The organism is Hafnia psychrotolerans, from assembly GCF_014639435.1.
GTDB lineage: Bacteria > Pseudomonadota > Gammaproteobacteria > Enterobacterales > Enterobacteriaceae > Ewingella > Ewingella psychrotolerans.
This window is the reverse complement of the sequence record NZ_BMFZ01000017.1, coordinates 25146-50606: the sequence shown is the minus strand read 5'-3', so window position 1 is coordinate 50606 and position 25461 is coordinate 25146. Positions and strand designations below refer to the sequence as shown.

Annotated in this window: 19 protein-coding genes and 1 pseudogene; 3 read left to right on the top strand and 17 right to left on the bottom strand. The window is 50.6% G+C overall.

Annotated elements, in window-relative coordinates:
* A partial coding sequence (locus IEV89_RS21845) for an integrase core domain-containing protein (RefSeq protein ID WP_229746458.1) occupies nt 1-107 on the top strand: 107 nt, incomplete at its 5' end.
* Between the two features lie 153 nt (nt 108-260).
* On the opposite strand, the gene IEV89_RS20895 is transcribed toward IEV89_RS21845, so the two are convergent.
* The 4 genes from IEV89_RS20895 to IEV89_RS20880 form a co-directional block, all read right to left on the bottom strand.
* On the bottom strand, nt 261-3356 hold the full coding sequence (locus tag IEV89_RS20895; protein WP_188475442.1) for an efflux RND transporter permease subunit: 3096 nt from the start codon (nt 3354-3356) through the stop codon (nt 261-263).
* Entirely contained in the window at nt 3353-4345 is a 993-nt protein-coding gene (locus tag IEV89_RS20890) for an efflux RND transporter periplasmic adaptor subunit (RefSeq protein WP_229746553.1), read from the bottom strand. The genes IEV89_RS20895 and IEV89_RS20890 overlap by 4 nt, the downstream gene beginning before the upstream one ends.
* 260 nt (nt 4346-4605) lie before the next feature.
* A complete protein-coding gene (locus IEV89_RS20885; RefSeq protein WP_188475440.1) occupies nt 4606-5784 on the bottom strand; it encodes a sensor histidine kinase in 1179 nt (392 codons plus the stop codon).
* A complete protein-coding gene (locus tag IEV89_RS20880; RefSeq protein WP_188475439.1) occupies nt 5781-6482 on the bottom strand; it encodes a response regulator in 702 nt (233 codons plus the stop codon). Before IEV89_RS20880 ends, IEV89_RS20885 begins: the two co-directional genes overlap by 4 nt.
* A 128-nt stretch (nt 6483-6610) precedes the next feature.
* Between IEV89_RS20880 and IEV89_RS20875 the strand changes: the two genes are divergently transcribed.
* Nucleotides 6611-7390: a MipA/OmpV family protein gene (locus IEV89_RS20875; protein ID WP_188475438.1), complete on the top strand. Its 780-nt coding sequence runs from the start codon at nt 6611-6613 to the stop codon at nt 7388-7390.
* Between the two features lie 144 nt (nt 7391-7534).
* Nucleotides 7535-7804 carry a hypothetical protein gene (locus IEV89_RS20870; RefSeq protein ID WP_188475437.1) on the top strand — a complete coding sequence of 90 codons (270 nt, stop codon included), beginning with the start codon at nt 7535-7537 and terminating at the stop codon, nt 7802-7804.
* 176 nt (nt 7805-7980) lie between these two features.
* On the opposite strand, the gene IEV89_RS20865 is transcribed toward IEV89_RS20870, so the two are convergent.
* The 13 genes and pseudogenes from IEV89_RS20865 to IEV89_RS22095 all read right to left on the bottom strand — a co-directional run.
* Nucleotides 7981-9375, bottom strand: a complete 1395-nt coding sequence (locus tag IEV89_RS20865; RefSeq protein ID WP_188475436.1) for a VasL domain-containing protein — start codon at nt 9373-9375, stop codon at nt 7981-7983.
* A gap of 56 nt (nt 9376-9431) precedes the next feature.
* Nucleotides 9432-9902 carry a hypothetical protein gene (locus tag IEV89_RS20860; protein ID WP_188475435.1) on the bottom strand — a complete coding sequence of 157 codons (471 nt, stop codon included), beginning with the start codon at nt 9900-9902 and terminating at the stop codon, nt 9432-9434.
* 33 nt (nt 9903-9935) lie between these two features.
* Nucleotides 9936-10388: a type VI secretion system baseplate subunit TssE gene (gene tssE / locus IEV89_RS20855; RefSeq protein ID WP_373283434.1), complete on the bottom strand. Its 453-nt coding sequence runs from the start codon at nt 10386-10388 to the stop codon at nt 9936-9938.
* Nucleotides 10388-10933, bottom strand: coding sequence for a type VI secretion system lipoprotein TssJ (gene tssJ, locus IEV89_RS20850; protein WP_188475433.1), 546 nt, complete (start codon nt 10931-10933; stop codon nt 10388-10390). The genes tssE and tssJ overlap by 1 nt, the downstream gene beginning before the upstream one ends.
* Nucleotides 10899-11987, bottom strand: a complete 1089-nt coding sequence (tssG, locus tag IEV89_RS20845; protein WP_188475432.1) for a type VI secretion system baseplate subunit TssG — start codon at nt 11985-11987, stop codon at nt 10899-10901. The genes tssJ and tssG overlap by 35 nt, the downstream gene beginning before the upstream one ends.
* The gene (gene tssF / locus IEV89_RS20840; RefSeq protein ID WP_188475431.1) at nt 11951-13714 is read right to left on the bottom strand and encodes a type VI secretion system baseplate subunit TssF; all 1764 of its coding nucleotides are present in this window, start codon (nt 13712-13714) and stop codon (nt 11951-11953) included. Before tssF ends, tssG begins: the two co-directional genes overlap by 37 nt.
* A 324-nt stretch (nt 13715-14038) precedes the next feature.
* Nucleotides 14039-14455 carry a DUF1240 domain-containing protein gene (locus IEV89_RS20835; protein WP_188475444.1) on the bottom strand — a complete coding sequence of 139 codons (417 nt, stop codon included), beginning with the start codon at nt 14453-14455 and terminating at the stop codon, nt 14039-14041.
* Between the two features lie 11 nt (nt 14456-14466).
* Complete coding sequence (locus IEV89_RS20830) at nt 14467-15741, bottom strand: PAAR domain-containing protein (RefSeq protein WP_188475430.1); 1275 nt, start codon at nt 15739-15741, stop codon at nt 14467-14469.
* 22 nt (nt 15742-15763) lie between these two features.
* Nucleotides 15764-17356 (bottom strand): type VI secretion system protein TssA, encoded by a 1593-nt coding sequence (gene tssA, locus IEV89_RS20825; protein WP_188475429.1) that lies wholly within the window; start codon nt 17354-17356, stop codon nt 15764-15766.
* Nucleotides 17356-20781: an ImcF-related family protein gene (locus tag IEV89_RS20820; protein WP_188475428.1), complete on the bottom strand. Its 3426-nt coding sequence runs from the start codon at nt 20779-20781 to the stop codon at nt 17356-17358. Before IEV89_RS20820 ends, tssA begins: the two co-directional genes overlap by 1 nt.
* Entirely contained in the window at nt 20778-21965 is a 1188-nt protein-coding gene (locus tag IEV89_RS20815) for a KPHS_23130 family T6SS system protein (protein WP_506256303.1), read from the bottom strand. The genes IEV89_RS20820 and IEV89_RS20815 overlap by 4 nt, the downstream gene beginning before the upstream one ends.
* A gap of 727 nt (nt 21966-22692) precedes the next feature.
* Nucleotides 22693-23127: a lysozyme family protein gene (locus IEV89_RS20810; RefSeq protein WP_188475426.1), complete on the bottom strand. Its 435-nt coding sequence runs from the start codon at nt 23125-23127 to the stop codon at nt 22693-22695.
* 195 nt (nt 23128-23322) lie between these two features.
* Nucleotides 23323-25062: pseudogene (locus IEV89_RS22095) on the bottom strand (M23 family metallopeptidase); the annotation flags it as partial.
* Nucleotides 25063-25461: the final 399 nt, after the last annotated feature.

Genomic DNA, 25461 nt, shown 5'->3' with positions numbered 1-25461 from the left:
GCGCAGAATATAACGAAGAACGTCCGCATAGCTCACTCGGTGATATGCCACCCGTTATCTATGCGAGGCAAAAACTGGCCGGAGATCCTCATTGGCGGTGGTACTAAAAACCGGAGGGACTACAAGTCGGCATGTACTCCAGTCGCAAATCCTGTTTGAATTCAACCACCGCAACAATCCTCTGTATCGTCATTTTCCCGGCAGAGCGGGCTCAGGTCCGTTGATATCACCCGGCGTCACGATGATGAAAAAACGGCCTGCTATTCCAATGTATTTAGCTTATTTTTTGGCCTGTCGCGCCATTTATCTTCGAGCTGCATCATGACATTCAGTGAAGCTGGCAGTACCGTCAGAGTAATTAGGGTGGCAACTAACAAGCCGCCAATGATGGCATAGGCCATAGGTCCCCAAAAAACCTGTTCCGCAATGGGCACCATACCTAATATCGCGGCACAAGCGGTAAGAAGTATTGGACGGAATCTGTGCAGAGAAGCAGAAATTATGGCGGTTTGACGAGACATCCCTTTACGGTAATTATTGTCAACTTCACTGATCAATATAACGGCATTGCGAATGATCATCCCCGTTAAGGCGATGATCCCCAACAGCGCAACAAATCCCATTGCTGTGCCGGTAGGCAACATCGCGAGTACAACGCCTATCAATCCAAAAGGCGCCATCGCCAATGCAATAAACATGCGCGAAAAATTTTGTAATTGAATCATCAGCAGTACCAGCATGACGCACAGTGTCACCGGCAGAACACGATAGACAGAAGCATTGCCCTTATCTGACTCAGCGACTGTTCCTCCCTCTTCTATACGATATCCGGGCGGCAAGTCGGCTCGCATCCGTTCAATGCCAGGAGCAAGTTCTGCTGAGACGGTGTCGGCAAGCCGTCCTGGTGCCAAATCTGTCTGGACCGTGATAAATGGCATGCGTTGACGACGCCAGACAATAGGCTCCTCCACACCCCATTCCAGCGTCGCTACCTGACTTAATGGGATCTTATCTCCACTTTTCGAGGTCACTTTCAGGCTGGAAAGCGTGCCCAGATCCTGCCTTTCCTCATTGTTGGCCCGCAGAACAACATTAATCTGCCGGTCTTTATCGCGCACTGTCGTCACGACACTTCCTGACCAAATGGTATTGAGTTCATCGGCAAGACTTTCTGATGAAACACCCGCGGCCCTTGCGGCGGTTTGGTTCACCCGTAATGTCACCACCCTCTCTGGCTCGCCTGACGTTAAATTCACCTCGCGGGTAGAATGATTATTGCCAATCTCCGCTTCGAGACGTTGAGCAAGACGGCGAACCTTGTCGTAATCGGGCCCACTAACGCGATATTTCAGCGGCCATCCAATCGGAGGTCCCAGCTCTAAGGGAGAAACCCGCGTGGTGATATCATTGAAATATTTCACCATTAGTGTGTCTAATTGATGTTGGAGTCGCTCTCGGTCATCGAGGCTTTTGGCTACCACGACTATCTGCGCTGTATTTTCATTATCAGGCAGGACGTCCATCGGCAGATAAAAACGTATAGCGCCGGACCCCACATAGCTTGAGAAATGATCAACATAAGCATTACCTTTCAGTATTTTTTCTAACCGTTCGGTTTGACGCTCAGTTTCTGACTGGGACGCATTGGCTGGCAACGTAAGACTTATCAACAACTCTGGCCTGTCTGAAGAAGGAAAAAAATCCCCCTGCATGTAAGTGGTACCATAGGCCGCAAGCCCGACAAACACGATTGCAAGTCCGATAGTCGCCCCACGATGCGCCAGGGTTGTCAGCAAAATCTGTCGATAAAAGCACATCACTTTGCCTGGTTGGTCGTTATGCGTTTTAACTCGTGAGGACAATAACCAGGTCCCCATGAGAGGAGAGAAGACAATCGCCACGACCCAAGAGCACAGAAGCGCGATCAGAACCACAGCAAACAGAGAGAAGCAATATTCGCCTGCGCTGGATGCCGCAAATCCTACCGGAATAAAACCGGCGATCATCACCAGTGTGCCGGTCAGCATGGGGAAAGCGGTAGTTTCAAAGGCGTAAGTCGCTGCTCGCCAGCGTGTATCCCCAGCTTCGAGCCGAGAAACCATCGCCTCAACGGTTATCATTGCGTCATCGACCATAAGACCCAATGCAATAATTAACGCGCCAAGAGAGATACGCTGCAAACCGATACCCGCAATCATCATTCCGATGAAAGTCATAGCAAGCACCAATGGAATTGCAGTAGCGACCACAAGACCTGCGCGGGTGCCCAACGAGACAAAAGACACAGCTAGCACGATGACAACAGCCTCGATCAACACTCTGACAAAACCGTCTACTGCCTGCTTCACGACGGCTGACTGGTCAGCCACTTTTGTCATGTTGATCCCATGAGGAAGCTGGTTGCTAACGCTCTCCATACGCTCGTTAAGTGCCTTGCCGAAGCTAAGCATATTGCCGGTTTTAGCCATTGAAATTGCGAGGCCAATGGCAGGTTGGCCGTTAACTCTGAAAACAGGAGATGGCGGCTCCACACTCTGGCGGCTGATCGACGCAATATCGTTCAGGGGAATGTAGTGGCCCGCGATATGTAGTGTTACAGCAGCAAGGTTTTGCTGCGAATTCAGCGCCCCGCTAACGCGCAGTGCAATATTCTCGCGATCACTACGCAACATACCGCTAGGCACCACCGCGTTTTGTTGCTTCAAGGCATCCATGACCTGTTGCAAAGTAATCCCCATACCCGCAAGCTGGCGCGGTGAAAAATCAATCACCATCTGCTCTTCCTGCACACCTAACAGCGTGGTTTTTCCAATATCAGGTAGCGACACCAGGCTGCGCTGAATAGCCTCCACCTTGTCGCGTAATTCACGCGGCGTAAATCCTTCGACGGTAAACCCGTAGATAATGCCGTAAGTATCATCAAACTCATCATTGACAGTTGGCCCCTGAACACCTTCAGGAAGTGAAGGGGAAATATCCTGCATTTTTTTTCGCACCTGATACCAGATCTCAGGTACCGAAGCCGGGGGAGTATCGTCGCGGAGATTGATATAAATAATCGAACGCCCTGCACGGGTATTGCTTTCAACATAATCGAGGTAAGGGAGTTCTTGCAGCTTCTTCTCCAAAACATCGGTGACCAAATTAACGGTGTCATGCAACGTGGCGCCCTGCCACTGCGCCGACACCACCGCAGTTTTGATCGTGAATGCGGGATCTTCATTACGCGGTAAATTTTCATAACTCGTCCATCCCGCAACCAAGATGACTAACATAAAAAAAACAATCAGCTGTTGGTGCCCAAGAGCCCAGGCTGAAAGATTAAATGATGAAGATGAGGATGATTTCCTGCTCATTCCGCCACCTCTCCTGGGCTCACTAACTCACCTTCTCGCAGCTTGCTAACCCCAGCCGTAACCACCGTGTCACCAGGTGCAACACCTGAGATAAGGTAGATATCTGAGACGGAAAACTTACCGATAACCACCTTACGGCGTTCCAGTCGAAGAGTTTTCATGTTAACCACGAACACGGCAGGATGACCATCGGCCTCCGTGAGTGCAGATGCCGGCAGACGGATTGTACGTTGACCTGTTTCAGGTAACTGCCCCAGCACACTGGCACCTAATATCATTGCCGGCGGTGGATTATCCAGCGCAACACGAACACGCCAAGTGCGAGTTTGCGGATCAGACTGAGGACTTAAATCGCGGACAACGCCGGGTACTTGAACGCTCGGTTCAGAAAGGAGGGAAACGTTAAAGATGGCAGAACTTTTCAGCGCACCAGCTTGCGCTTCTGAGAGGTCAAACACGGCATCTTTTCTGTTAGATTCCGCCAAAGTAACGATGGTTTGTCCTGCGCTGACGACCTGTCCGGCCGAGGCACTGACTTGTGTAATCACACCGGCGGCTGGTGATGTAAGGCGAGACCAAGACAGGTTGTTTTGCGCATTTTTCAGCGAATTTTCACTGGTTTGAAGGTGTGACGCAGCTGACTGCCATTCCGAGATGGCGTTATCGAGCTGAACGCGTGAAATCGCACCTTTTGGCATCAACGCTTTCATGCGACGAAGATTAGTGGCCGCCATCTGCTCGGCAACCCGGGCACTGACCAGATCGGCCCGTGTACTGCTGAGCTGGTTCTCACTTGTTTCACTTCCCAGGCTGGCCAGAAGCTGCCCTTGTGAGACAGAGTCTCCGACTTCCACCCTGCGCTCAAGTAGCCGACCGTCTAAACGAAAACCCAGTGTAATCTCATCATGGGCTCGTATTTCACCGGTTTGTATAAACGATGTCGAGAATGAAGGCTGAGGAGCAACAACAGTGCGCACAGGGCGAGTCAATACCCCCTTCTTCGAAGTTTTTTCTCCACAGCCATTGAGGCTTAAGAAAATAAAAAAAAATATGCACACAATAATCCAGTGTGTCAATTTGCGCGAAGAGATGACATGGCTTGGTACGTGGCGGGCAATATGCGAAAAAGTGTCTGTCATAATTGAATCCCTGAATTGATATAACGCTATTCAATCCAGTTTCTGTCCAGATTCATTCGATATTTCATCAAGGATGCGTCAAGACAGACACTTTATTCGATATGTTTAAATTAAATGTTTTCTATTGCAGGCAATTCAAGGCTAATCACTAATCCACCGTCCTCACTATGACTGGCTTTTATCGTGCCTCCGTGCGCCTCACAGATTGCCCGAGCGATGGAGAGACCAAGGCCACTGCCACCGAAGTGGCGAGCACGTGACGTTTCAGCTCGGGTGAATCGTTCAAATATCCGTGGCAGGAAGGCTTCTTCGACGCCTTTCCCCTTATCACGGAATAAAATTTGCAAACCACCTGGCAACCGATTGGCTTTAATAGCTAAAACACCGCCTTCTGAGGCGTATCGCAGCGCATTTTCCATTAGAATAGTAAAGACCTGTCCCAGGCGAAAAGGGTCACCTACGTAGCGACAGTCAACCTCTACGTCAACAGAGATAATCATATCCACGGCTTCAGACTGGGGTGTTAACCATATCACTCGTTCCCGCAGCAATTCCGCTATATCTATTTCACATTTATCCAGACTTAACTGGCCCGCGTCAGCCAGCGAGAGCAGATGCAACTCTTCGATAAGCCGACTCAAATGAATAAGCTGCTTCATCACCATCTCGAGCTGCCGCGGATCCGGCTCAAAGACACCGTCTAACACGCCCTGAAGTCGCCCTATCGCGGCCGTAAGTGGGGAGCGCAGTTCGTGCGCCATAGCCACATGAGATGCACGAAGCTCCCGATCATAACGGGCGAGCTTTCGGGCCATGGTGTTGAAGTCCTCAGTGAACTGAACCAACTCGGTGGGTGCGCCTTTTACAGGATCCGCTCTGGTAGAAAATTGCCCTCGAGATACCGCTCCTGCTGCAGAGGCAAGACGGCTGAATTGTGCGGATAAAGGGCGTGCCGAACGTAATCCCAATATGAGGATAAGCGGTATGGTGACAGCGACAAGTACCCCCATCATAATCCAATCTGCTGACGCAATCGAAGGAACTGAATATTCGATGCCCCACCATTGGTCAACAATCTGGTGAAAGCGTGCAGGGTTGGTTGCAGGGTTATCCAGTAACAATGTCAGTTCATTTCTTACTGCGATAGGCATGTGATGAAGGATCCAAAGGTTCACCAAGGCAAAACGTACCCACATACAAATTGCGATGACAATGACCGAACCAATAGCAAGCAGGAGAATACGCACGCAAATCCAGCGCCAAAGGGATTGGTGGTTATTTTTATTCATGGTTGTCTGAACCGGTAACCGACACCACGGACATTGACCAGCACATCTGCAATGCCAGCCGACTCCATTTTTTTCCGCAGGTTATAAACGTGCGTGTCGACCACCCGCTCTAAAGCCTCACTTTCCGGCAGACAGCACTCAAGAAGATATTGCCGCGAGAAAGGCCGAGTAGGCGCACTCATCAGTGTGGTCAGTACGCTAAATTCAGTGGGGGTTAAGTCCAGATAGCTCAGTTTCCCTGAACCATCAGTGACGCTGGCGGTCAGCACCTCGCTGTCTACGGTTAAATTTTTCCAGTGCAGGGATCCAGATCTTTCAGTTTCTGCCGCAGTGGATGTTCTGCGCAACACGGCCTGAACTCTGGCGACCACTTCCCCTGGATTGTAGGGTTTCACCACATAGTCATCCGCGCCATAGCGAAGCGCACCAATTTTATCCGGGAGATCGCCCATAGCCGTGACCATAATCACTGGCGTATTGTTTTTCCGACGCACAGCTGCCAGCACTTCGGTCCCGTTCATGCCTGGCAACATCACATCAAGCAAAATAAGGTCTGGTTTCCAACGCTGTACCATCTCAAGTCCGACCAGACCATCTCCTGCTACTGCAACCTCATACTGTTCCCGTTTTAAATACGCCTTGAGCACGTCGGCAGCATCAGCGTCATCTTCAATAATCAGGACTCGCTTTATTTGCATATTCACTACCTTGACCGTTTCTTAATAATTTCCCGACAGCAAATTGACACTGCCTCTTCATACTCTGTGCTTCAGACGCGGTCATAATCCGCTTTTATTTGGCGATTGATGAATGATGAGGAGTCACGATGATAACCAGAAAGCTGTTGCTGTACATTACCTGTTTTGCCGTCACCAGTACCGTAGCGCGTGCAGAGACAACCACACCGCCGCCGAGCCTGACTCTTGGCGTTGGCGGGCAAAATTCGCCGCGTTACAGCGGATCGGATAAACGACACTGGCAGGTTGCTCCCGTCGTGCAGGCACGGGATGGCGCATTCTTTTTTGATACTCAGAAAGGTCTTGGCTATGACCTGCAAAGTGACAGGGGTTTGTATCTCGAGCATACGCTGGGATATAGCTTAGGTCGCTCGGATCAGAACTCAAGCTGGCGCGACGGTTCAGATAAGCTCAAAGGCATGGGCAATATCAATGCTGCGCTGAATACAGCCATCGCTGTTGGCTGGTCAGTGACACCTTGGCTGTCTTTCGAAGGTAAAGCCACTCTACCGCTCAGCGATGGGCAAGGCGTGCAGTATCGAACATCGGCGACTCTGCTCCCATTCCAGAATGACACTGACACAGTAGCCCTTCAAAGTGCGGCGCTTTTTGGCGACAGCCGCTACATGAATACATTTTATGGCGTTGATCACAGCCAGAGTCTTCGTTCAGGTTATGCCCCCTACCAGGCCAACAGTGGGTTTTATGGAGTGGAAAGCAGTTTGACATGGAGTCACCAGCTCACCTCGCACTGGGGCACGTTAGCCAGCGTCGACTACACCTGGCTGAACAAACATGCCAAGGATAGCCCGATCGTGTTCAAACCCAACCAGACGTCGATCAGCATGGCAATCCTTTATACTTTCTGAACCCTAATGACGTGTGAGACAGGTAAAAAAATGTCACTATAATGACATTGGCGGAAGTTAATATTTGATAGAACCTTTGGATATTTAGGCAAAAATAAATTGGAAAATCACAGCGTTAAAACCTGTGATTTCACAGAGGCAATAATGCATAAATATGTTGTTTTTATAAAAAATCGCGAATCAAAAGCAATCCAAAAAGAATCTGTCACAGGCTCATTAATTAAGGATATGAAACAAAAAGGATTCAGAAAACATCATATCGAAGTAAACGCAGAAAGCGAAAAAGAAGCCATTAATCAATTAAATGAACACAGTGAAGATTATTTAAGTTCATTAAGAGAATTCTCCGGTAGTGCAGTCATCTGCGCTGTTTGTGTGGGTATTATTGCTTTGGTTTATATTTTCAGATCATAAAATGTTTACCGGCAACCAAATCATGGCCAGGCTGAAGCCGGAACTCCGGTGTCTGAACTGTGTTGCAAACATCGCACTGAGTGGCGATACCCCAAAATGACATGCGCTACGTTCTACTCTTCGCCTCGGCTAAAAATGGGGCATGACCTAACGACAAAGACCGCAGTGAATAACCGTCACGGCGTCACCAGGGTCACCGCCGTTTTACTCTGCTCTTGTCGCAGCAAAAAATAACGTTTTTGAAGCTGCTCCAGGGCCATTTCTACCTGCCGCAACTGAATATCTGAGGGGTTATCCGCGTACCGGCGCAGTTGCTCTTCTGCGGGCACAGAACGGTTAAAAGTTTGGCTCGTCGAATAGACCACAGACTTCAGTTCACTGACCGTCATGTATTTGCCGCGCTGTTCATCCAGCCCGCTCAGCCTGTCACTCAGTTGCTGCAATTTTGTCATTCCCTGATGCCAGCCGCTCATTGAGTCAACAGGTAAAGCTGCTGCATTAAGTTGATGTTGCCACTGAAGCGCCAGGGGTTTTGCCCGCTCCGGCCACAGCACCTGAGCCTGTTGTACCAACTGTCGACTGTAGTTGAGCGACCAATCTGGAGGTAACTGATTTAGGCGGGTGAGTTGCTGCTGTGTCTCTGTAATGAGGGCTTCCGGTAAGGGCGTTTGAAGACGACGTGCCTTCAGTTGCACGGACGAGAGCACCGAAGGTAAAGGAGCCAGCGATGCAGCAAGCTGTGCCTGTAACGGGTCCTGTCGGTGCAAATAGTGCCAGCCCCACACCGCTACGCTGCCTGCCACCAGCATGGTAAACATTCCCATAGCAAACGGCTTCCATAACTTTTTTGGAGCAGGGACCGTCGTCAACACGTCCACGTTCGGCTGAAGTTCCGGCTGTGCAACATACACCCACTTAACAGAGTTAACCGGTTCATTTTTGTCTGCAACCGGAACACCGGTTATGGCATCAGCAGATGTCCCCATGCCATTTATTACCGTAGCTGGCAGTACGATACCGGGCTGAATGACAGAACCGGGTTCGGATGCACCGTCGCTGTTTTCCAGTCGGGATGCACTGTTATGCATCAGAGTGCGCAACGTATCGAGCTGGCTCAGATGTTTGAGCTCCAGACGCTGTAGTACTGCTCCCAGGCTGGTTAGCTGCTGCTCTGCCCGGTAAAGCTGACCGAGGTCGCTGTAGTTCAGGGGCAGCGTGCGCATCAGCTGCTGTAGTCGCTGGCTCAGACTGCTGAGGATTTCCATCCGGGCATGTACCGGTTGCGGCCAGAGAGTCCCCCACTGATGGCGGATCAGGGCTTCCAGAATTGACAGCCCTTCGTTCAGCCCAAGCAACCCGGCCAGATGCATACGGGCAAGCGTATACCAGGCCACTGTTTGCAGTTCCACACCATTTTGCTCAAACAACGAGAGACAGCGTTTTTCGGCATAACGCCAGTTCACATCGGGCCGGGCAGGATGGGACAGTTTAGCCAGTTCAGCGCGCAGAGCAGCATAGTCTGGCAGCGTGCGCGGATCGCTGCCGGTTTTAAGTTGCTTAAAATTATTCATAGAGGATTTCCGTTACTGCCTAAAAATGAGGGTAATGAAAGGGAGTCGCATGCCCGCTAGGGTAATAAACCTTCGAGCGTCGCGAAAAATGCCTCTTCGTCAAACTCGTGCACGGGCCCTGACAACAGGCTTGCCCGGGTGCAACACCACTCAGTGCGCCTGCCCGCGCGCATAAACAGCCGACAAATAGGCGTCATACTCCCCTCTGCGCAGAGGTTCACTTCCACGCACCCCGTCACGCCCTGGCCGTACAAAAATAGAGGCGTGAATGTTATCGTCCTGTTTTCGTAGCAAAGAATAATACCCAGCACCTCAAAAGCCCGTTGCCCGACCAGCAGGTCAATGAGCGATACTGAGGTACCTTCAATACAGATGCCGGTTTCCTTCAGCCACGCATCCATGCGCGTATGAAGCTGAGTGAGTCGCTGACGAAACGCTGCAATATCGGCCTCGGTCTTGCTGTCAAATGTCGGGCAAGAGGACTGCAGTGCCTGGAGTTTTTTAAGAAAGTGTGTTTTTGCTGACATGCGTTACCTGGTAAGCCTGAGGAGATGAACAACCTACATTCTGATGTTAGGGTCGAGATACTGCTGCTGTCTCATATGCCTGATGAGCACCCGCCCCTCCGGCATGAATTCGGTGCCGTAGCGCACCAGACCGATGCCCTTCAGCTCGGCGTCGATGGCGTAACGCAGCTCGCCCGGCACCTCCTGCTCGAGAAGACTCACATTCAGGGCCTGCAGGCGAGGCTCATACTTCAACAACACACCGGCAAGCGTATCAATAAGCGCATGCGCGGTCCCGGGCATGCCCTGTAACATTTTGGTCATGTCAGGCAGGCCGTAATCCGGCAAATGGCTGAGCGTTCCGGCGCGGCAGTTGAGGATGCGTTGCATGTTGTCGAGCACCGAGAGCACCACCTGATCCTCTTCACTGACCTGATGAAGCTCGAGGCCGCCAGCAAAGTTGCCCCGCAGCATTTCGTAAAGTGAGGGAGAGCGGGAGCCGGGCATCATTTTTTCTCCGCAAGCAAGGTCAGCGCGTTATTACCCAGTTCGATAGTGCGCGGTTTATCCGGATCCAGATCTTCACGGGTTAACACCAGACGCCACTGACCTTTGGCTAAATCCGGATTACGGAACAGGGCCACGACCGCCACAAATTTGGCATCCTTCTCCATCGGCATATCCAGCGATGCCGCCGTGCCTGGCTTCACCACCACGTTGCGGCTGGCAAGAAGATCGTCTTTAAGGGCATCATCGCCGTCGCCTGCCAGTTGCTGATAGACCGTTTTCTGGAAGTTTTTATCATCGCGCAGCTGATAAACGCGAACCATGACTGGCTGCGAGAATGAGTTCGCCTCGGTGGCATCGGTATTGAGGGCTTCACGGGCGGTGAAATCCAGATGCAGCACTTTTATCTGCTTATAAAACAGAGATTTTGTGGCTGAGACGGTGCCGTCTGTCACCGTTTGAGTCAGCCCGCAGCCGCTCAGTAATAAAGCCAGCGCAGGCAACCAGAGTTTACTTTTTAAAGAGGTATTTAATAACACGACCATTTCCTTCCTGATGCATATCAGGAGCCATTCCGCTGTAGCGGCCCAGCTCCACGGTAAAGTATTCGGGGATATCCTCTGACGGTGCGTCATCGCCCAGCCCCAACACGCCGGTCAGCCCCAGTCTTATCGGCGAATCACCTAATATCGGTGCCGGTAGCAGCTGAGTGGGTACCGTCAGCTGGATGCACGCCTTATAGCGCCAGCCTAGGTACACGCGCAGCAGTACCTGAAAATCCGCATAAATCTGACCGCCCGGCAGCCATTCACTGGCCTCGTCCGAGTCTGAGGTGTGCAGGGATATCAGCAACTGGCTGTTGGCATCGATCGCCTCATCGCCCATCACGGTGTAGCCATCCAGCCAGTTAGCGCCTTCATCAGCAAATGCCATCGGCGCGGCGATGCGCACGGTGCGCAGGCAATGCGGCGTGATATCCGCCTGCGTCAGCGGCGCTAACAACCGCACCAGCGCCTGCACGCCTTCCGCCGTTCTTCCCGGCTGGCGCATCACACCGAGCAAAGCCAGGAAGCGTGAGGTTGGTGTCGCAAAATGTTGTTGCGAACCGGGGATCCCCATGCCAATCAGCCCCAGCAGGCTTTGCGACGTATTGTCTTTTCCGCCTGCTTCGAAGGTGGCCGGATAGGAGTATTTCCGCCAAATGCGGTAGAACTGCGTCATGATGCGGTGGTTGAAAATATCGAGAAAACCTTCGAGCGCCTCATGTCCTTCGCGCTGCTGGGTGATGTCGTCGATATACGACGTCGGCAGCGGCGAATCCACCCCGTACAGCCCCATAAACGTGGTGCGCACCGTTGGCGGCGCATCGGGATGTTCTTCATCCGTTTCGAAGGCTTTCAGTTCACTGACCGGGAACCCCATGCCCGGATGCGGGCGAAAACGCACCGGATCGTCGGCTGGATTGGCGGTGCTGCCCAGCGGCAGGCAGCCCGGTTGTTGTTCGAGTAACTGACAGAAGCGGAAGAAGTTGATCTTGCCGATGTCGCGCTCAAGCCTGGCGTTTAGCCGGGAATGCGCGGCTTGTGATTCTCTTCCCATTCCAGACGTTCTCCTGTCGGTTGCAGTATCAGGGTCAGGCGGTTAAACAGATGAATATCGGTGTACAGCGCGAAGAAGCGGCTGAGCATTTCACCGAACAGGCAGATATCGCCGTTACCGGCAAAGCCGTTGCTGTCGAGCGTGATTTCGATATGCACGCCGCGCAGCAGATAACCGCGTTCAAAGCGTTCAATTTCGCGGTGCTTCACCTCAGCGATGGCATCCAGACGGCGGCGGTTCATCTCGTTTTCCGTCCAGTCATACAGCGCCAGCGTGCCGCGCAGGACTTCGGCGTTGTCCATCATCCACAGGAAGCTGCTGCCCAGATGGCTCAGCACCCGCCAGTGAAAACGGTCCCGGTTCGGCGGATAACACGGCATCGACGGCACGGACAGATTGCGCACCCGTACATTAGCCCCGGTGGATTTCACCGCGGTATCCAGCACCGTGCTTTGCAGGGATTTACGAGGTAACTGGCCGTTGGTGCCGGTCAGGCTCAGGGACAGGTTTTCGTTCTCCGGTACGGTGTGGTTATCAAACGCCTCACCGCCCAGCACCAGCCACGTATCGTGCAGGCCGGAAGGGCCACGTTTGACGCGCGTATGGTAGTAATACTCGGGTGCATCATGGCGTAGCATCCCGCCTTTGTGGCGGAAGCTGGTAAACGGCACATACACCTGATGCCCGGAATGTTTGGAAGAGATCACCGAGTCCACAGAGTAGATCTCGGTATAGCCATCCTGCACGCGCATCGGATGCAGCAGATATTCCGTCTGCAACGAGGAGAGCGAGAGCGGGTCAGATTCCAGCGGGAACAGATTAATGACTGGCACGCAGTGCAGCCGCAGATGTTTTTCCGAGAACGAGAAATCATGTTCCCAGCGTTTTTCCAGCACGACATCAATTTCAAACCACGCCAGTTCGGCCGGTAAGGCCACGGTTTCCAGCCCTTTCAGCGCGGCGAACATAAATTTTTCCCGGAAGGTGAAGTATTCCAGCAGCAACTGATAACCGCTGAACGCGCTGTCGCCTTTTGGCCACAACTGGTCTTGCTCGCTAAAGCCCTGCGGCGCGAAGAATGCGTCCAGCGGCTGACGGTCGGATTGCCCCGGCAGACGGATCCACAATTTGGCAGTATTGAGCGTTAAGGCTTCATGCAGGGCGCAGGCCAGCGGCGCATCGGCATCAAAATAGAGCGGCAGATGGCTAAGGGTCATTTTGCTCCAGTCGGCCAGCTCACCGCAGTGAAAACGCAGACGGATCACCGAGCGTCCGTCGAGTTCGGTATCCAGCACCGCGCGGCTGAGCGAAAGCGGCAGCAGCGCAATATCCTGCGTGGTGGTGTAGCGGCAGCGCGTGCGACGTTCTCCTATCGGGCGGGAAAGCACTTCAAAACCTTTGCTTACCGCCATGCGCTCTTTCATTCCCTGCCATTCGGGGGTGAATTCCACAATCGAGAGGGAAGGAATGGTGCGCAGATAGTGCGGCCACAGCAGGCTGACCAGCCCTTCGGTCAGCTCAGGCAGATCGTCGTCGAGTTTTTCCCGCAGTCGCCCCATCAAAAAGGCAAAGCCCTCGAACAGGCGCTCTACATACGGGTCGCGGGCACCGGCTTTATCCAGATTCAATCCGGCAGCACGGTCAGGGTGCGCACGGGCAAATTCTTCGCCCGCCTCGCGCAGATAACGCATTTCAGCGTCGAAGTATCGGAGGGTTAAGTCGTCCATGGGTGTCTCAGTAAAATAAAGATGACCAAAATAAAGAGGGGGGCAATTCATATCCATTTAATAGCTATCTTACTTTTTTGAAGATAAGTAGGATCAACGGTACGCAGATCAAAAAACAATAAAAATATCCTCTGCAGTTTTGACTAGACTATCAATTCCCTCTGAATATTCACTCAGAGGGATAGGCCCAGAAAATAGTAAATTTTGACTTTGGTAGGTAAAAGGAAAGGAAAGTGAAACGATCATTAACCCAAGGAGATAACCAAATTATATAAAGAAAAACCCAACACAGAGAAGTATAAATTTTTATCCATGGCAGCATCATTATTTATTGCAGTTTGAAATATCTAGAGTATATTTAGTAGCCATGCCTGGTGTCCATCCTGATGGGACCCCTTGGCACTCAATATACCCCCTGTTTTTCAGGGTGTTTTTAAATATTATTGAAAATGAAATCATTCCTATTAAAGTTGCTGCTAAAAAAAACAATGAAATTCTTATAAGTATCTTTCCGGATTTACTAGAAATACTTCTCCCTTGAATGAAGGCTGGGATTAGCATTAATGCATATGGCATGAAAAAAAGAGGAAATAAAATAGCAAAGATAGACCATATTGAATAAACGACAACGGAATTATACTTTTGATATGAGGATAGCAAATAAAGCCCAGCGTAAAAAATAGAGGAAGACAATCCAGAGAAAAGTAAAAAACCCAAAAAAGAAAAGAAACGTTGTTTCATATTATACATCATCAATAAACCCTCGGTGTTATGTCGTTAATTGAATTCCTCAAATACTTCATGACTTCGGATTCGATAACTTCTACGCCTTTCTCCAGCATTTTATCTGCAAACATGGCGCCTAAATCCCATATTCCTTTTTCAACATCTCTAGACTTACTTCTAGCTGTTTCAACAAATTCTTGCTGAGCAGCTGTTAGGCATGCCACGACTTTATCAGTTACGCCAAACTCTGTATCTAAGACGTTTAAGATAATAGCTATTCCTAGTCCACCTAACACAACAACTCCCAAGGGCACTGCAACGACAGGAACAAATGCAACTAAAACCTCACCAATGCCCCACATAATAGTTGTATTAATCGCTAACTTCGCCACGTCAGTAGCTAAATTACCAATGAACATTGCCAGAGTTGTTTGATCATTTAAAATAAAATCAACTGTACGATATACCGTTACAAATATAAATGTAATGGTAGCACCTTCTGTCATTGCACCTCTTAATCCATATTTCCCTATACCAGCTTTTATTATTTGTGGATTTTCCAAGGAAAATACGGGTGCATTTAATATCTTACGAATTCCCGCGTAGCCTGATATTTTTATCAGCTCTGTGCCTTTTTCATTTACGAATTTTGTTGCAGTGATGCCGAAGCTACCTAACTTTGCTATTACGACCGATGTATTGACTATGTCCCTACCGTTTAATCCATAGTTCACAATAATCTTCCCAGGCTCTGATTGAGTAATATTAACCCAACCGATTTTAACAGCATGCCACGCGCCAAGCAGATCAAAGCATTCTGCTAAGGTAAGAAGCATCACCGTGGTACTATTGGCCTGTAACATGTCACGAATGCGATTATCTGGGAATATATATGTATTAATCAACGCAGTCGCAGGATAATCAGGCACAAAGCCTGAGTCTGTCTTTTCCCCTGTAATATAAGGCGACAAAACCGGCTGTTTGGATTGTTCTGATGAGAACTTATGCTGTGCCTGACCTGCCCCAAACTCATACGTGTCATTTATCATCGACGGAATGAACCGCGCCTGGCACGGGCAACTGCTTTTGCTGTGCAATGTGCCTGCAAATTTCCTGCCCATCACAGAATCTCCCGGGATGTGGCCCACGATGATAAACATACCGGGATGTTTACCGCAGGTGACGCGGTCCTGTTCTCGGGCAATTGCCTTCCCGAATAATGTGTGTGTGGGATCCCCTTCGGTAATAATGCCTCCGCAGGTCGTTTTATCTTTTATTACCAGGTAATAACCCTTTGCCATGTGATATTCCTTTATTTGCGTATTAACCGCACAACACCGCAGCACGTGCCGGATCCAGCGCTATCAGCCCGCTGAGCAGGTTGTCCATTTCGGTCAGTAAGCGGTTCTTGTCACCGTCGCCGCGTTGATTTTTCATGCGCAGTAATTTCAGGCGGCGGGCTTTGACTTCGAAAATTAATTCTGGCTCCCACTGCTGCAAACTGAGCGCTGCACCACCGTTATCGAGATCGCCCAGCAAATGCAAAGCCATATCATTCTTACCGTATTGTTCCGCGACGCGGGCCATCACCAGACGTATCAGCCACTGGTGTCGCGGAGTGCTGATGCCGGGACGTGACTGCAACCACCGCAGGGCCGTTTCGACACCGTCGCTGTCGGCTTGCGTCAGTGCTTCGGATTCGAGCTGAAGGATGTCGTCTTCGCCGGAAGTGACCGCAGCGGCAGTTTCGTTATCCCACCCGCTGGCAGACTCCAGAACGTGCTGGTTAATCCAGCTTTGTGTCACTTCGTCGGCGAACGGTGTACCGTCGCTCCAGGATAAACTTTCCAGCCCCGGCAGACGGGTCAGCAGCAGGTTGAGATCCTGAGTAATGCAGGTGGCCCAGCCGTCATAAGGTGCGCCAGATTTCGTGAGTGCCTGATGCAAATACCACTGCACATCCAGCCAGAAGTGGTTAACCCCTTCACCAAACATGGATTCTGCCTGCTCCAGCAATTCCAGCCAGCTTTGTTGCAGATAAAGACGTTTCAGTTGTGCACGATATTCAGGACGTGGCGGCATCAAACGGGTGCGGCCACTGGCATCCAGCGGCGGCAGTTCGTGCACCGTGTCCCAACGCACACTCTTGATAAGATGATGGCCGGAGAGCCAGCCCTGCGGCTGATCGCGCAGGTATTTTGCCAGCGTTTTGGCCTGTTCCATCAGATCGCGTCCTGACTGTACCGCGCGTAAGGACGGAGCGCTGTTGCTCTCCGGTGCGGAAGAAGACGAACTGCTGTTTTGCGGAACGACGGCGTTCATCCCGCCGGACTGTACCAGCCGGTTTTCCAGCGCGGTAAACAATGCGCCCAGCTGCGGACGGGAGGCTTCATCCCAGTTGTTCAGTGCGTGTTCGATGAGCGTCAGCGCACCGACGATGCGGGTAAAATCAGTTTTTTCGACTTCCGGATAGCGCGACAGGCTGTCCAGCACACGGGACCCGGAAATCCATTCCAGCGCCGTTTTACGGCTGGCGGCACGCAGGGGATGCAAGCTTTCGCCAAACCGGGTGATTAACCCGGCCAGCAGGGAAAGGCCGTCGGCCAGACCGGCCTCACCGTCACGATGCAGACGCGCCCAGATGTAATAGGTGGCGACGCGCACGTCTTTGCACTGGCTGGTCAGCAGTTTTTCTGCCAGCTCGCAGGTGAGGGTAGTATCTGCACCAGAGAGTTTGTTGACCTCTTCGCGCATCTGCTGGAAGTCGTCGTCGTAGCCGGGATCGGTTCCCGCGGGATTCTCTGACGAGAGCGGTTGTAGCCAGTTATCCCAGAGTTCGGCCTGCAAATGCGCCTGCTTTAACAGCGATTCACTTTCTGCGCCGCAAGCGGTTTGGAGTGTGATTAATGTGGCCATCATTGTTCCTCGGCGATCGCGTCAGGATCAAAAGGTTGTTCGGTCAGTGCCGGTGCGGCCTGTGTCAGGAAAATCTGTGTCGGCAGCGTGAAGTTACGTAACTGCAACAGACCCAGCGGGCCTTTGCCCAGTTCAGTGCGCAATATCCATTGAAGCGGCTGTTTGTCCGGGGTAGTGAAGGTCAGCTGATAGCGGCCTTCGTCCAGCTTTTGCTGTTTTGCCTGCTCAAGCCAGCGGATAAGCCCCCAGGTTCCCTGATAATCACCGTACAAACGCGCCCCGGCAGAGGTCGAGGTCCACGTCAGCATGGTGCCCGGTTTATAGGTATCCCCCGGCCAGCGGAAGCTCTGCCAGCTTTCCATCTGGTTGAAGTAATGCAGTTTTTGTCCGTCGATCGACAGATTGGTTTCCACTACATCCGGCACCGGGCGCGCCAGCAGTTCGAAGCGCATACCCTGACTGCCGTCGGTGAACAAAATGTCAGAGATCTGGCTCAGCTGATTAATTGCCGTCAGGAACTCCGGGTTAAACGTCAGCCCCTGACTGTTCACTTTGTCCGGCACCCAGCGTGTGCCTTCTTTGTGCAGAACGCCGCTCAGCTGGCGGGTCAGGAAGCTGTCGATTCGGCCGCTGTCTTTGCGGATAAACTCTGCCAGCATCGGCAGCGACGCATCACTTTTACTGACCGCAAACGGATAGCGCCCGTCAAAGGCTGATTTCCAGTTCGCCACGATGGCGTTTTTCCACTGGTCATTCAGGCTGGCGGAGGAAGGCTGTAACACGGTTTCCCAAGCCTGCGTTAGCGGCTGGACAAACATGGTCTGACCGAACCCGCTCCACTCTTCACCCAGGCTGGCGGCAATCAGGCTGCCGTATTCCTGCGTGTCGGTCAGATCGACGCTTTTCCCCTGAAAGACGGTTTGCGCCAGAACCTGCGTCATTTCCTGCGGATCTGAGGAGTTCGCCACCTGCTGGAGTTTCAGCCGCACGCGGGTAACGCGGGTCAGCAATGTTTGCAGGCTGAGGGAGCTGTCGGAGGACATCATATTTTTCGCGTTGCCTTTGCCCATAAGTGTCAGCAACGGCCCGAAGGTCTCATCCAGCGGGCCGACCGGCCCGCTGGCCTGCTGATCGATCGCTGGTTGCGCATCGCTGTTGATCAACGCTTTGGCGGATTTCACCAGAGAGTCGGTCAGCGCCTGACCTTTCTGTCCGGTCTGCCCCTGCCACGCCAGCGTGTTCATCAGGGCAATCAGCGGCGACTGGCGCACGTCACTCATCAGCGTCAGTTGGTCGATAACGTCTGAAAGATTGTGCACTTCGTTCCAGCGCAGGCTGTTGAGGAAGGTCAGCCAGCTGCCGGAAAAATCGGTAAAGTAGCGTTCAGTCAGGCGTTTTTTCAGCGCCTCGGGGGAGATGTTATCGGCGACCGAGTGGCGGTTATCACTCAGCACCCAGTCAATTTCTTCGCGGCGTGACTCCACCGCTTTATCGATCGCCTGCTGGATCTGTTCATCCCACGCCTTGCGGGTAAACATGCCCGGCACCCCTTCTTCGCTGGTAAACAGCCGCTGCGCATCGGTTCCGCCAGTCATATCGACGAGCGTCATGTCCGCGTAATTGCGGCGCACCGAGAGCAGCATGTTTTCATACAGTGTACTTTCGGCGTTGCGCTGGCCGATTTCTCCCAGCAGCACCTGACGCGCCTGTAATACCAGGGATTTATCGGCAGTAATTTTCCATGATGGCTGGGCGGGTAAATTCACCGCATAGAACTGCCATAAATCCGGTGCCAGACTTTGCCACAGACCGGGAGAGACGCCGGGACGAACCGGTTCTGCGGTCTTCATCACCTGCGCGTAAAATGCGCCTTCGGCTTTTTCAGGGCGCGCCATCATCAGATAGGCTTTCAACTGGTCATAACCTGATCTTGCCAGCGCCGCACGTTTCGGGCTATTGGCGGGCAGGCTGGCCAGTTCGTTAAGTTTTTGCTGCAAACTTGACGCGGCTGCATCACGGATCAGACGGTTGCTGGCGTTGCCATACCAGGGCATCAGAGTAGTGAGCAGTTGGGCATTGTGATCCAGACCAAAACGCTGATACCACGGCGCTCCCTTTGCCACGCGAGCCTGCATCCGGTCAATGTCATTGCGCAACGTCTGTAAGGCGATCAGTTGCTCATCGGAAACTGGCAGCGGTTTAGCGAGGTATTGCGCCTGCTCAGCGGCAGACACCATCTGATGACGGTTTACCACAAAGGACAACACGCTGCCCGCGCCCCACAGAACAATCAGCGCCAGTACGCCGTAGCAGAGCGTTTGCTCCCACGGCAGACCGACGCGGCGACCCTGCGCAGACCGGCAGTCTTCCAGCACACCCTGCCAGCTGGCTGGCGCCGTCCAGGTTTTTTCATGCACATCCGTCGCCGGCGCTGAGCTATCCGGCAGGCTGAACATCAGTCCGCGCAGGGGAATGCGCTGAGCGTATTCGCTGAACCACGGCGTCAGGATCCTGCGCCAGCGCAGTGCCGCGGATTCTTGCAGCGTGTTGGCCAGACGCAGCAGGAAATCATGCTGACGGTTGAGAAAGACCTGCTGTAACCCCTGCTCACGCAACTGAGGCATCAGCGATTTCAGCTGCGATTCTACCGATTCTGGGGAAGCATTCGCGGCAAAAACCGTGCCTACCGGCTGTTCAGCGCGCTCAGCCTGCGGCCACGTACTGTCGCAGACCTGCCACAGATACACCGGTGGCTGATAACGCAGCGCTTCACCGGTTTTTTCCAGCGTCCGCAGGCCGTCATCCAGCCACTGCGGGTCCTTGCTTTGCAATTCCGTCATTGCCCAGACAATGCCATCGAGCGGGCGACTGCGGCGAATTTTCCGCCATTGGGCCTGACGGGTTTCATCCGCTTCTTCATGCAGACTGCCGCCGTGGATCAGCACCGTACGCCGACCTTCCAGCCAGCCCTGCGCGACCAGTTTAGGAGCGAGTGCGGTGATTTGCTCCGGCTCACCGACCACCATCAGCAGGCGAACTTTGTAGCGCCAGAACAGGCCGTAGCGGCGGCGGAGGCGGGTTTTGAGCAGTCTCACTTCCGTCTGAGATTTATCCTCAGCTTTTTCAGCTATTACAGGTGCTGGCGCGTCATCTCCTTCTGCGTGCTGACGCGTCTCGTCAAAACCCTTCTTGGCAGACAGACGTAACCCGGCAAAAGAGAGCAGCGCACAAAGGGTTATCACACTGGTGCCCACCACCAACCCGGTCAGCCAGCGGTCACGCTCTGGCGTCTCCCGGATTAACCTCACCCGCTCAGGGTGTTGCCAGACCAGCCAGCACAGCACGATACCGGCCAGTAACAACAGAAGGGTAATTATCCAGAACCAGACTTCAGGCTTTTTTACGGGTAAGGCAATGCGCTTCACGCTGTATTCTCCTTGTGAGAAGCGAGGGGGGAGACGACGGTAATCCAAACACTTTCACTGTCTTGCTCGCCACTGATGATCATGTGGGGTGCGGGAGTCCGGCTGATTGCCTGTGCGGCAGCAGCAATTGCCAGCCAGGGTGCTGCACGGCCGGGGTTTCCCAGAAACTCATTAATATTGTGTATGCCTATCGCGGGATCGACAGAGGCCAGGGGAGGATTGCCCTGGGCAACGATGGCACATTGATACCCTTCACTTGTTCCGGATATACCGGCTAACCACAAATGTTGCAGCGCGGTCGTTCGCAAGGGAACCCAATCAATAGCTTGCTCAACTTTTTCCTGCAACGCGACGGGGTCTGGTCGTGAAAGTTCAGGCCGATGCAACAACGCTATCGGAGGCAGCGTTTTTTGGGTCAGGCGGTTGCCTAACAGCAGCCCTGTGACGACTTCGGCAGTGTTGTCTGGCTGCCTGGGGGCGATTTGCAGGGCAATCACCAGCAAGACGGATTTGTCCTGAATGCGGTAATCGAGCCAGTGATCAACGGCCATCAGTCCGTGCCCGGGGATAAATGCCATGGGCGGCGTAAGATCGCTCTCAAGCCAGGCTTGTTGCCAGAGATCGCGAACCTGAGCATCCGGTAATGAGGAAGAGGATTCCAGCAAAACGGCGACAGGGTTATCCTGGGGTAAATGAGATAAAGGTTCAGTCAGGGTTTGCAATAATTCGGCAAAGGCGCTGGAAACCTGTGTTTGCGGTAATACATCCACTGAATCAGGTAACCGACTGTGCCTGATGCTGCTCTGGCCATCCCATGAAGTCTGAGAAAAGAGGATGTCTTCGTTATGCAGTAATGCGTCAGTCGTATCCGTGAATTGAGTCTCTGCCACGTGTGCCGTCCGGTGTTCGGCCGCCAGGATTTGTAATGCCCGTCGTCCGCGACAAACCTCCTTTAAAATGAACTGTTCGCGTCTTTTATCCCAGGCGTTGGCATGGATCTGCTGCATCATATATACCGTCATGCGTAACCCCATGAGTACGACCCAAAACAGGACGGGTATCCCAATGGCAAACCACCAAAAAGAGGTTTCGCCCACCAGTCTCCCCAGAAACCGCATGAGTAGTATTCCTGCGGCAATAAGACCCACCAACGTGCTCAGCCAGCGTAACGGCTTGGGCGGCAACGGGCGTAATGCTCGGCCAGGTATGGTATTTAGATTTACGGGCATGGGAGGACTCGAATATTAAAGGTCAGAGATTAAATTAAACTGGGGCGTAAATTAATAGCGCATTTAATCTAACTAAGGTCGTCTTGAGTAAATAAATTTTGGCGAAATAATTTTGTAACTCTTCTATTTATTAAGCTAAGAGTTGAGATGCGGTCGGTCGATAAGTAAAGATTTTTTCGGTAAACCTTTCATAATGGCTTAAGCTTCTTACCCTATGTTACATTACAGTTCATTTAATTCAGCACATTACTTAATTACAACCTATATTTCTATTTTAAAAAATCAATACAATATAAAGAATTATTTCTTTTCTTTTTTGAATGTTTGCAGTTTGCGCGCGTCAATCATGAGGGTTTCCCCATGGCTTAGAGTCATTTTGGAAGAGCGTTCATCCCCTGAAGAAGACAATGCATCGAACTCACCATCTTTTATTTTAACCGAATTGGAGGTAAATATAGGCAACTTTGAGAAATCAATATTTCTGATTCCAGGAGTGGTTGTATAATCTAATTGTCCATTTTTTATTTATAGTTCCCTCCTGCATAAAACATTTTTTACGACCTCGTTTGGGTTGTTTTGTCTTCTAATGTGTCCTTTGCTAATCTATAAAAAATAACCGCTATACAAAATAAAAATTCATAGACTCATCCCTCCTGTTTAATGTCATTCTGACAGAATGATTCTAGTTGTCGTCAAACGAAACACTGCTTAATAATTTTAATGCATCTTGAGAAGAAATACATTCGCCATTACTTTTAACACTCTCACCAGACCCACAAAGTGCATTGTTATTATGTATTAGGCAAAAATAAAATCCTTCACCAATACTACCGTCTTTAAGTTTTTTCATGTTATCTATAGCTATGTAGCCGTTAGAATTTTCACTCTCAACTTTTATTAATTCTAATTGATTTTTTTTGCCATTTTTTTTGTAATTTCCATCTGGCACAGATTTCCATTCTTTATTTTTATAGTCATATGCGATTTTATTGTCTGTGCTGCTTTCATTAACACCATTATTGTTGGTTTTTTGAGTATCATATCCTGCCTCAAATGCATCTCCAGAATAAAGACAAATCCATTCTGAAATAGGATATTTTTTTGTAATATTCATCATCCGTTAATATAGGAAATACATAGTCTTTGAAGTGCACATTGCAAGCATCAAAGCTTGATGATGAAGAAATATCAGCATTGGAATTTGATGATAAGCTCCTAATAATTGAAGGTGGTTTATCTTGATGCGATGGCACTGTATTTAACGCAAATGTGCTAAAGCTCAAAAAAAATAGTAAGGCATGCTAATTTCATACTAATACTTCCTATGAGTATACCCTTCTGGAAATAAAATTGTTAAATTTCCAGAGGTGTCCGGGAATTTATCTTCGGTTAAAATAGCCAGAGCGACTCCGTATGCACAACATCTTGCATCAAATCCATTTAATGAAGGGCTATAAAGGCTGTTTATCCTACCGGGTAAATTAACTGCTGCGCTAGCTTTCCAGAAGGAAGAGCTCCGATAATAATACTTCGTTCCACTATTAGAGTTAACTGAAACTCTTTCAAGAGTATTTTCCATGTCTGCATATTTTGCCATCTTATTTTTCACCCAATAAAAACCAGCACTGTCTGCAGCTGATATATTAGATGAATTGTTCTCACTAACCCCCTCCCTCAACCCGATAATATCGGAAGGTAGTGTCGGAAAGTGACGGTCTTGTAACGTTGTATTAGACCTTTTAGCTGGGGGTTGGGCAGCTATTGTAGCATATGCATCTACTAGACTGTGTTTTAGAGATGCTTGCACAGATGTCCCAGTATATTCAAAATAGTTAAGGTAGTTCTCTGGATTGGTTAGTTGAAGAAATCCACGCCCATACCATGGGGCATACCACAAATTACTGCCACCACCTTCATGAAGCGTACTTAGCCACTGGGTTTCTTGTACCGCATTACCTAAAAAACATGAAATCCTATAAGGCGTATTTATGCAGTATTTTCTCATCATGTTGTTCAAGTTATTGATATGATTGACCAGTACCGAACCAGGTGTTTTCAAACGACTATTTATTACTTCCCAAGCATATCTGTCTCTGCTTGTTTTTCTCAACGCGCTACTTGGAACTGTTTGTATCATCTCAGATAAGCTCACCCACCCACACTTCCTGAAATGCTCAATAAATCCACGCGGATCAAAATGCCATACTTTCCCTGACCCCAAGGCCCCTGAATCAAAACACAGGGCCTCTGCATGCTGTTTAAACCTACCGTAGTCTTCTTCGCTCATCAGAATTCGATCCTTCGATTCCTGAGATCCCGGTATTTGCCACGTTGCGGTTTTTTCCGGTGCGCACTGCTCCCAGGGCAGACCAGTCATCAGCCATTTGTACCGGGCATCAATTGTGCTTTTTTCCCACTCAAACGGAATACAGCAGATGAGTTTGCTGCTTTGTGCTTCGTACCTGTCTTCATCCCTGAGCTTTCTTATTGCCGCAGAGTTGCACTGGCTGTGCGTGTCTTTATCATCATCAATCAGTTGCCATCCCGTCCAGTGGGGGAAATCAGCATCGCTGAATTTTTTGACAGCCGCTACGGCAAGGTTCACAACACCTTGTCCACCGGGATAGTTTACGGTCATCCATAAGGGGGCATCAGCAGGAACCAGGGTTTCATGTTCAGTGTTAATAATTCGCCCAAAGCGCAGCAGTTCATATCCGGCACTCGGACTTTGCGGATAGCGTGAGGTGGCTGTTTTATAAAGGTTGTATTCATAGTCCTCGCCGTCGGCATTGACCAGGGGTAAGCCAACAGGCTCAAAGGCACCTTCTGCATCCGCACATGCCTGTCGCGTGATCATCGTGCATGCCCCTTTGCTGAGACTCATGCTTGCGTACAACGGAACCGCACTGGTATGCACTTCATTCAAGTTCGTTGTAGTAGCTATATTAGTCGAAGGCCGCGCCTCATAAAATTTCGTTCCTGCAGGCAGATAGAAATGAACATCGCCATAGACAACATCTGTCCGGCCGCTTTCATTAATATTCAGCTCATCATTAGCCTTGGCGGTAAGCTTCCTGATGACTTCATACGTAGTTAAATATATATTATTTGTAGCTGATATCTACATCGGACAGATAACCATTATCGACATTGCAATCAATTGAACTTATAATATCACTGTTTTTTACACCTAGCCATTCTATCGATCATTGCTCTTAAGCAACGCTATTTAAACCTTCATTAACAATATATCTTTATATTCGATTTTTAAACTCAATGGAGCTATTCAGCCTATACCCATCAGTATATTTTGTTTTCTATTTGAATTATAAAACCTTCTCTTAACTCTATTTATTTCCTTTATTTCTTTTCGCTAAATTTGTATGTTAGAGCATCACCATCTTGACAGGTTGATATTATTTTAAATTGAGAATTTAAACACTAACTCTTG